Source organism: Acidocella sp. (assembly GCF_013044125.1).
Lineage (GTDB): Bacteria > Pseudomonadota > Alphaproteobacteria > Acetobacterales > Acetobacteraceae > Acidocella.
This window is the reverse complement of sequence record NZ_JABEVC010000055.1, coordinates 1-8744: the sequence shown is the minus strand read 5'-3', so window position 1 is coordinate 8744 and position 8744 is coordinate 1. Positions and strand designations below refer to the sequence as shown.

At 65.8% G+C, this 8744-nt stretch carries 6 protein-coding genes; 2 read left to right on the top strand and 4 right to left on the bottom strand.

Annotated elements, in window-relative coordinates:
* Positions 1-408: 408 nt before the first annotated feature.
* From HKL97_RS03100 to HKL97_RS03090, 3 genes are all read right to left on the bottom strand, one after another.
* Positions 409-1137 carry a Crp/Fnr family transcriptional regulator gene (locus HKL97_RS03100; protein ID WP_291422643.1) on the bottom strand — a complete coding sequence of 243 codons (729 nt, stop codon included), beginning with the start codon at positions 1135-1137 and terminating at the stop codon, positions 409-411.
* A gap of 46 nt (positions 1138-1183) precedes the next feature.
* Positions 1184-3583 (bottom strand): DNA translocase FtsK, encoded by a 2400-nt coding sequence (locus HKL97_RS03095; protein ID WP_291422642.1) that lies wholly within the window; start codon positions 3581-3583, stop codon positions 1184-1186.
* A gap of 128 nt (positions 3584-3711) precedes the next feature.
* Positions 3712-5028: an ammonium transporter gene (locus tag HKL97_RS03090; RefSeq protein ID WP_291422641.1), complete on the bottom strand. Its 1317-nt coding sequence runs from the start codon at positions 5026-5028 to the stop codon at positions 3712-3714.
* 367 nt (positions 5029-5395) lie between these two features.
* On the opposite strand from HKL97_RS03090, the gene HKL97_RS03085 reads away from it, so the two are divergent.
* Both HKL97_RS03085 and HKL97_RS03080 read left to right on the top strand, forming a co-directional pair.
* Positions 5396-6580, top strand: coding sequence for an FAD-dependent monooxygenase (locus HKL97_RS03085; protein WP_291422640.1), 1185 nt, complete (start codon positions 5396-5398; stop codon positions 6578-6580).
* A gap of 61 nt (positions 6581-6641) precedes the next feature.
* Positions 6642-7088 carry an OsmC family protein gene (locus HKL97_RS03080; RefSeq protein WP_291422639.1) on the top strand — a complete coding sequence of 149 codons (447 nt, stop codon included), beginning with the start codon at positions 6642-6644 and terminating at the stop codon, positions 7086-7088.
* A gap of 10 nt (positions 7089-7098) precedes the next feature.
* Here the strand turns inward: HKL97_RS03080 and HKL97_RS03075 are convergent.
* Positions 7099-8744 (bottom strand): transglycosylase domain-containing protein (locus HKL97_RS03075; protein ID WP_291422638.1); only part of this gene is annotated, 1646 nt, incomplete at its 5' end.

The window sequence follows — 8744 nt, the reverse complement described above, 5'->3', positions numbered from 1 at the left end:
TTGACCAACTGGGCGATGACACGCCCGCCGGTGGCGGCGGCGACGCCCAGATCCCGGTAGAGGAAAAAATCCCGCAGGCCATCGGTGCGCCAGGGGGTATCGTCCGGTTTGTTGTGCGAAAAGAGATTGATGAGCGGATGGTCAGGCATGAGCACCTCCTCCACAGGGGGACAGGCGCCTGTTCTGGCATAAAATCAGCGGGTGTGCGAGAAAATTTTGCAGTGCAGCATTTTTAGAGTGCGGTGACCTCAGATTGATCCGCTTTGCGGGCCAATTTGAAGTCCGGATTACCCTCTATCTTTATAATTTAGCGGCCGCGGCGGCCAGAGTCTGAGGGCGCTTTGCTTTCAGTGGCCTGCTTGTCCCTTCCGTCCGCTGCGCGGTGCCGCGGCCTTCAGGGGCAAGACACTAGATTTCCATGGCCAACGCCGCGGCGAAAGTGCTTTCATCGGTAATTTCAATGCATTGCTGATTGATAAGGCGAATGACCCCCTCGCGCTGGAGCTGATGCAGCGCGCGGCTGACGGTCTCAACCGCGAGACCGGTGTAGTCGGCGATATCAGTGCGGGTCATCGGCAGATGGATATGGCCGGCGCTGGCGCCTAGCGGCTCGTTATGCAACCGCAGCAGGTTGAACAGCATAAGCAGCCGCTGTTTGGCGCTGTTTTGCGACAAGGCGATGGCGTGCTGCTGCGCCTGGCGCAGCTCATGACACGCCTTGATCAGAAATTGCCATTGCAGGCCGGGGTCTGAGCGCAGCAACTTCACCAATGCCGGGAGCGGCAGGGTGTAAGCCACGACCGGGGTGATCGCTTTGACGGTGTTGACGAAACTCTCACCGCCCAGCGGGCCGATCAGATCGTTGGCGAACAGGAAGGCCTGAATGACCTCCCGGCCGTCAGGCAGAAAACTATAGGATTTTGCCACGCCGGAGATGATGTTGAAAATGAATGCGGCCTCATCGCCTTCATGAAACAGGGTCTCGCCGGCGCTGAAATGACGGATTGATGCGATGAGGGCGAGCTTCTGCCGGGCCTCGATACTGAGCATCGGGTTGGCGGCGCCGATTTTGTCGGCCCGCAACGGCACGGCGCCGAGGCTGGCTGCTGAGTCTGCGCGCTTGCCTGACTTATTCATCAGGTATTAATCTATCAACTATACCTGACGCGATGACAACTAGAGATTAATCATCTTTTTCGCGGCGAACCAGAACTTCGCGTTTACCGACATGATTGGCCTGGCTGACGATGCCGTCTTTCTCCATCTGCTCGATCAGCTTGGCGGCGCGGTTGTAGCCGATTTGCAGATGACGCTGAATGAAGGAGGTGCTGGCCTTGCCCTCGCGCGCGACCAGGGAGACTGCCTGATCATACAGCGCATTCTCGCCCGTGGTGTTGCCGCCGGTGGCACCGCCCGCGAGGCTGGCGGCTTCATCGTCAGCCGGTTCGGTGACTTCGTCGAGATAGGCGGGTTCGCCCTGCTCGCGCAGATAGGCGACCACGGCCTCCACCTCCTGGTCGGAGACGAAGGGGCCATGCACACGGGTGATGCGCCCGCCGCCCTGCATGTAGAGCAGGTCGCCCTGGCCGAGGAGCTGCTCGGCTCCCTGCTCGCCCAGAATCGTCCGGCTGTCGAATTTGGAGATGACCTGGAAGCTGATGCGGGTGGGGAAATTGGCCTTGATGGTGCCGGTGATGACATCCACCGACGGGCGCTGGGTTGCCATGATGACATGGATGCCGGCGGCGCGCGCCATCTGCGCCAGGCGCTGCACCGCGATTTCGATCTCCTTGCCCGCGACCATCATGAGGTCCGCCATTTCATCGATAAAGACGACGATGAAGGGCAGCGGCTCCAGGGCGAGCGGCTGATCCTCGAACACGGGCTTGCCGGTCTCGGAGTCAAACCCGGTCTGCACGCGCCGGGTGACGACCTCGCCGCGCGAGCGGGCTTCTTCCACACGCTCGTTATAACCGGCGATGTTGCGCACCGCGAGCTGGCTCATGGAGCGGTAGCGGCGCTCCATTTCGCGCACCACCCATTTGAGCGCGGCGACCGCCTTGGCCGGTTCGGTAACAACCGGGGAGAGCAGATGGGGAATGCCGTCATAGACGGAGAGTCCCAGCATCTTGGGGTCGATGAGAATAAGCCGGCACTGCTCGGGCGAGAGGCGGAAGAGCAGGCTCATGATCATGGCGTTGACGCCGACTGATTTGCCCGAGCCGGTGGTGCCCGCGATGAGCAGATGCGGCATGCGGGCGAGATCCGCCACGATGGGGGCGCCTGAGATGTCCTTGCCCAGCGCGATGGAGAGCTTGCCGGACTGGCCATCCCACATCTCCGAGCCGAGCAGCTCGGAGAGGTAGACCGTCTCGCGCTTGGCGTTGGGGACTTCGATGCCGATGACGTTGCGGCCCGAGACGGTGGCGATGCGCACGGCGACGACGGAGAGGGAGCGGGCGATGTCGTCCGCCAGGCCGATGACGCGCGAGGAACGGATGCCGGGAGCGGGTTCAAGCTCGTAGAGCGTGACCACCGGGCCGGGGCGGATTTCCACGATTTTACCCTGCACGCCGTAGTCCTGCAGCACGGTTTCCAGCAGGCGGGCGTTGGATTCCAGGGATTCGGCGCTGGGGCCGGTGCTGGCGCGCGCGGGGGCGGGGCGCAGCAGGTCCAGCGGCGGGCAGCTCCAGCCGACTTCCAGCAGGGGCAGGCGCTCCTGCTTGGCGGGGGCTTTTTTGGCCGGAGCCGCGGGCTTTATGAGCGGCTTGGCGCGCAGCGGCAGGAAGGGGATGGGGGCGTCGCCGTCCGGTTCGTCCTCAGCCAGGGCGGGCTGTTGCTGGCGCGGCGCAACGGCCGCGCCCCCCCAGGCGCGGGCCGGCACGGCGGGCGCGCCCGCGAATAGCGGCGTGATCCAGGAGGAGACGGCCTCGGCACCGCGGCGGCTCTGCGCGACGGAAGCGGCGGCGGCCCGCGCGGCCTTGGCACCGCCGGAGCGCCATTCACCGGGGGTGAAGCCCAGCGCGTAGCCAAAGGCGGACATGGCGAGGGCGAGGATGACCAGCAGCATGATGCCGCTGCCGACGCGGCCCAGCAGCGAGGCGCCGGCAGAGGCGAAGGCGCCGGAGAGAATGGCGCCCGCGGTGCCGCCGATGCCCGAGGGCACGGGCCAGCTGACCGGCGGGCCGGGAATGATCGCAAGGCCCAGGGCCAGCGCGGTGGCCACCAGCGGCAAGGCCAAGCCGCCCAGCACGATGCGCAGTTTAACGTGCCCGATGGCCCCGCGCGCGCCCAGCCGGTAGCTCCAGGCCAGCAAAATCATTGGCGGGATGAAGCCGGCGATGCCAAACCCCTGGAGCGTAAGGTCAGCGAAGCTGGCCCCGAACGGCCCGGCGAGGTTGCCGGTGCGCGCGGCGGTGGCGGTGTCGAAAGAAGGATCAGCCGGGTTGTAGGAGACCAGCGCCAGCAGCAGGGTAAGGCCCGCGAGCGCGCAGGCAATGGCGCCCAGTTCCGACACGCGCCGGCGCAGCTGCGCCCGCAGTGCTGGGGAGATGAACCGCCGCGCCTCAAAATTTACCGCCATGTCTCGACTATATGAGGGAGGCCGCTGATTCTCAAAGTGTTTTTGTTTTCATGTGGCGGCGTACAAAAGCACAAACAAAACCACAAACAGCGCCTTGCGGCGCTGTTTGCTTCGCGGTTTGCCCTGGATCAGCTGAGGTGTTGCAGGACCTCGCCGTGCTGGGTGATGTCCAGCCCCTGGATCTCGTCTTCCTTGCTGACCCGCAGGCCCATTGTCAGGTCAATGAGCTTGAGGATGATGAAGCTGACGATGCCGCTGTAGAGGATGGTGACGATGATGCCTTCAGCCTGGATCAGCAGCTGGTGGGCATTGCCTTCGATGAGGCCGGCATGGCCGCCGACTTCGGTGAGGGCGAACACGCCGGTGAGCATGGCGCCGCAGATGCCGCCCAGGCCATGCACGCCCCAGACGTCCAGCGCGTCGTCATATTGGAACATGCCCTTGAAGCCGGTGACACCCCAGTAGCAGACCACGCCGGCAACCAGGCCGATGACCAGCGCGCCGCTGACACCCACGAAGCCGCAGGCGGGGGTGATGGCGACAAGGCCGGCGACGGCGCCCGAGACGGCACCCAGCAGGCTGGGTTTGCCCTTGAGCATCCATTCCGTGAGGGTCCAGGAGACCACGGCGGCCGAGGTGGCGAGGTGGGTGTTGATCATCGCCATGCCAGCCTGACCGCCGGAGGTGAGGGCGGAACCGGCGTTGAAGCCGAACCAGCCAACCCAGAGCAGCGCGCCGCCGAGCATGGTGTAGCCCAGGTCAGCCGGGGCCATGTTGTCGCGCCCGTAGCCCGTGCGCTTGCCAACCATGATGGCGGCGACCAGACCGGCGACGGCCGAATTGATATGCACGACCGTGCCGCCCGCGAAATCCAGCACGCCCGCATTGGCGAGGAAGCCGCCGGGGCCCCAGACCATGTGCGCGATGGGGGCATAAACCGCGAGCAGCCAGATGCCGAGGAACACCATGGAAGAGGAGAACTTCAAGCGGTCAGCCGGGCCGCCCAGGATCAGCACCGGGGTGATGATCGCGAAGGTGCACTGGAACATGGCGAACACGGTCTCCGGGATGGTGCCGGAAAGCCCGTTGAGGCCGGTGCCATTGAGCATGACGCGCGAGAAGCCGCCGATGAAGGGCGCGCTGGGGCCGCTGCCCGCCGTGAAGGCCAGGCTGTAGCCGACGATGACCCAGAGCACCGAGATCAACGCCGTGGCGAAGAAGCACTGCATCAGCATGGCGAGAATGTTTTTACGGCGCAGCAGGCCGCCGTAATAAAGGGCGAGGCCGGGGACCGTCATCATCAGAACCAGGACCGATGAGGTCAGCATCCAGGCCGTGTCGCCGGAATTCAACGTGGGGGCTGCGGTTTGCGCCAGGGCTGGCGCGGCGCCTGCGACGAGCAGGGCCAAGCCTGCCGGGACCGCCAATATTGATCGCTTACTCATCGCGTGTTTGTTCCTCTTTTCCTCTGCTTTTGGATGACCTGGAGCCTGGGCAGGTCAGCAGAGCACGTTGTGGAAAGCTCTTTGGGTTTGCGCCGTAGGAGGAAAGCAAGGACCGTGCCGTTGCGGATCATCCAAAAAGTTAAAGCCGCTGGATGCCGCCTGCCCCGGTTTGTCCGACGCCGTGGACCCGGCTCTGTGCGCCGCCACCAGGCAAACTAGGTTGAAGCGCTTAAAATATGTGCAAAAACACGCTCTGTTTTTGGGCAAACCAAAGAGTGCCGGGATGGCGCGGCGGCGGCGGCATTTCCGGGCGCCGAAATCCATGCGGATGGGTTGCGCGCGGGCGCGGCTCTGCCTCATATGCGGCATGACATTCAGCCATGACATTGCGATTATCGGAGCCGGGCCGGTTGGCGGCGCTTTGGCATGCGCCCTGGCGGCGCAAGGGAAAACGGTGCTGCTGGTGGACCGCGCGGCGCTGCCGCCGATGGAACACCCGGATTTCGACGGGAGGGCCTATGCCATCGCCGCGGGATGCAAGCGGCTGCTGGATATGGCCGGGCTGTGGGAGGCGCTGCCCTTTGCCCCCTGCCCTATTGAGAAGATCGACGTGACGGACGGCAAGGTGGGGCGCCCAGCCTCGCCATTGCAACTGCATTTTAACGCGGGCGACGTTGGCGAGGGTGCGTTTGGCTGGATCATAGAGGCGCGCAGCCTGCGCATCGCGATCAACCAGCGGCTGCGCGCGACGCCAGGGGTAACGCTGCGCGCGCCGGCGGCGGCGCAGGTGTCGCGCGATGCGCATGGCGTGCGTGTGACCGTGGGCGAGGAAGTTTTCACGGCCGGGCTTGTGGTGGCAGCTGATGGCAGGGGCTCGCAGTTGCGCGGGCAGGCCGGGATAGCGGTGACGCGGCTGAATTATGGGCAGTCGGCCGTGGTCTGCGCCATCGCGCATGAGAAGCCGCATGAGGGCGTGGCGCTGGAGCATTTTCTGCCCGGCGGGCCGTTCGCGCAGTTGCCGATGACCGGAACGCCGGCGCATCCGCATCTCTCGGCGATTGTGTTCACAGACCGGCATGAGACCGTGAAACGGCTGGCGGCGATGGATGACTCGCGCTTTCTGCCCGAAGTGCGCAAGCGGCTTGGGGAGCACCTGGGCGAAGTACGGCTGGTGGGGCGGCGGTGGACGTATCCGCTCTCGGCGATGTACGCGGCGCGGTATTACGATACGCGCCTGGCGCTGATCGGCGATGCGGCGCATGGGGTGCATCCGATCGCGGGGCAAGGGCTGAACCTGGGGCTGCTGGATGCGGTGGCGCTGGTGGAGCTGCTGGCCGGGGCCGCCGACTGCGGGACGCCGGAGCTTCTGGCGGCGTATCAGGCGGCGCGGCGGCCGGCGAACATGCTCATGCTGGTGGCAACCGACGCGTTGGACCGGCTGTTCTCCACCAACAATCCGCTGCTGCGGCTGGCGCGGGATGCGGGGCTGGCCGCGGTGGAACGGATGCCGCGGCTGAAGAGGCGGTTCATGCTGACGGCAATGGGGCGGTAGGGGGCAGCGGCTGCCTCGCGATGACGCCGCCGGCTTAAATTTCCAGGAAATGGAGGATGGCATGACAGAGACCCACAGCGTCACCTTGCGGCAGGTGGAGAATTTTCAGTTCTCGCATGATTACGGCGGGGGGTTGCCCGCGCTCATCTCCGACGAGCCGCCGCCGCTGGGCGCCGCCGCCGGGCCGAGCCCGGTGCAAATACTGCTCTCGGCCGTGGGGGCGTGCATGTCCTCCAGCTTCAATTTCGCGATGAGGAAATATCGCGAGACGCCCGGCGCCATCAGCACCACCGCGACCGCCACGGTTGGCCGCGACGAGGCGAACCATTTGCGCGTGCAGCAGCTCGAAATCGCCATCCATTTCGCGGCGGAGGCTGCAAATATCAGCCATCTGCCGCGCGTGCTGGAACAGTTCGAGGCGTTCTGCACGGTGGGCGCGGCGGTGGCGCGGGGCATTCCAACCCGGGTGAGCGTGACGGACGGCGCCGGAACCATGGTGAAGGGCTGAAACCGGCGCGTTATGAACCCGCCAGCGCCGTGGCGATGGTTTTAAATATCTGCGCCGGGAGCGTACCGCCCAGCACCTTGTTGGTGGGGGTGTTGTCGTCATTGCCGAGCCAGACGGCGATGATATCGCCCTCCGCGTAGCCGGCGAACCAGGCGTCGCGGTAGTCCTGCGTGGTGCCGGTTTTACCCGCGGTGTAAACCTTGGGGATGAAGGCGGCGGTGCCGGTGCCGCCGGTGACGACCGCGCGCATCATGCCCGCGATTGCCTGGACCTGGGCGGCGCTGACGACCGGCACGGGACCGGGGTTGGCGACGGGTACGCCGTTGATGGCTGACACACCAAAAGGCGTGACGCGGTTGCCGCCGTTGAAGAAGGTGGCATAGGCCCCGGCCAGTTGCAGCACGCCGACGCCGCCCGAGCCCAGCGCCATGGTGGCGTCGTCAGGGAAATCATCATCAAGGCCGAGCAGGCGCGCCACGGCGATGACGCGCCGCGCGCCGCCCGCGCGCAGCAGGATTCTGATGGCGGCGGTGTTCATGGAATCGGCCAGCGCCTCGGTCATGGAGACATTGCCGCGATAGGTCGCCTCGTAATCATGCGGGTGGTAGCCGTGCAGGTAGAGCGGGCCATCGAACACCGTATCAGACGGTGACATGCCGGCACGCAGGCCGGCGAGCCAGACGATGGGCTTGATCGCCGAGCCGGTCTGGCGGCGGGCGAGCACGGCGCGGTTGTAGCCTTCGCGGTCGCCCACGCCGCCGACCAAGGCGCGCACGGCGCCTGTGCGGGCATCGAGCACCACCACCGCGCCCTGCGAGACATGCATGGCGGGGCCGTTCATGGCGATGGTGTTGTCCAGCGCGGCTTCCGCCACGGTTTGCAGCCCGGCATTGAGGGTGGTTTTGAGGGTGACGTCCTCGCCCTCGGGGATGGCGGCGCCTTGGCTCTGCATGAGCCAGAGCGCGAACCAGGAGGTGCGCGAGGTTGGGGAGGCGGCGTTGGCGAGTTGGGCCTCGGCCGTGTTCTCCTGGTCCAGGGTGATTGCCTGGGTGGCGACCATGGCATCCAGCACCTGGGTGGCGCGGGCGGCGGCGGCTTGCGGGTTGGCCAGCGGGTTGAGGCTGGAGGGGGCTTTGGGCAACCCGGCCAGGATGGCGGCCTGGGCGAGGGTGAGCTTCTCCGCGGGGACGCCGAAATAGAGCCTGGCGGCAGCGTCTATGCCGTAGGCGCCCTCGCCCAGATAAACGCGGTTGAGGTAGATGCCGAGGATGTCCGCCTGCGAATAATGCCTGGCGAGCCAGAGGCTGAGCACGGCCTCCTGAATTTTGCGGCGCAGGGTGCGTTGGTCGGTTAGAAAAAGGGTTTTGGCGACCTGCTGCGTGAGCGTGGAGCCGCCCTGCACGATGCGGCGGTGGAAGAGATCCGACAGGCCGGCGCGCAGGATGCCTTGCAGGTCAAACGGGCCGTGGGCGTAGAAGCGCCGGTCCTCGATGGCGATGAAGGCCGCGGGGACATAGGGGGGAAGGTTTTGCGGCAGCACCACCTGGCCGGAGGCATCGCCAAAGCGGGCGACGAGATGGCCTGCGGGGTCCAGCAGCATGATGGCGGGGCGGCGTGCGGTGGTGACGGCGGTGGCGGGGTTTGGCATGTCCCAGG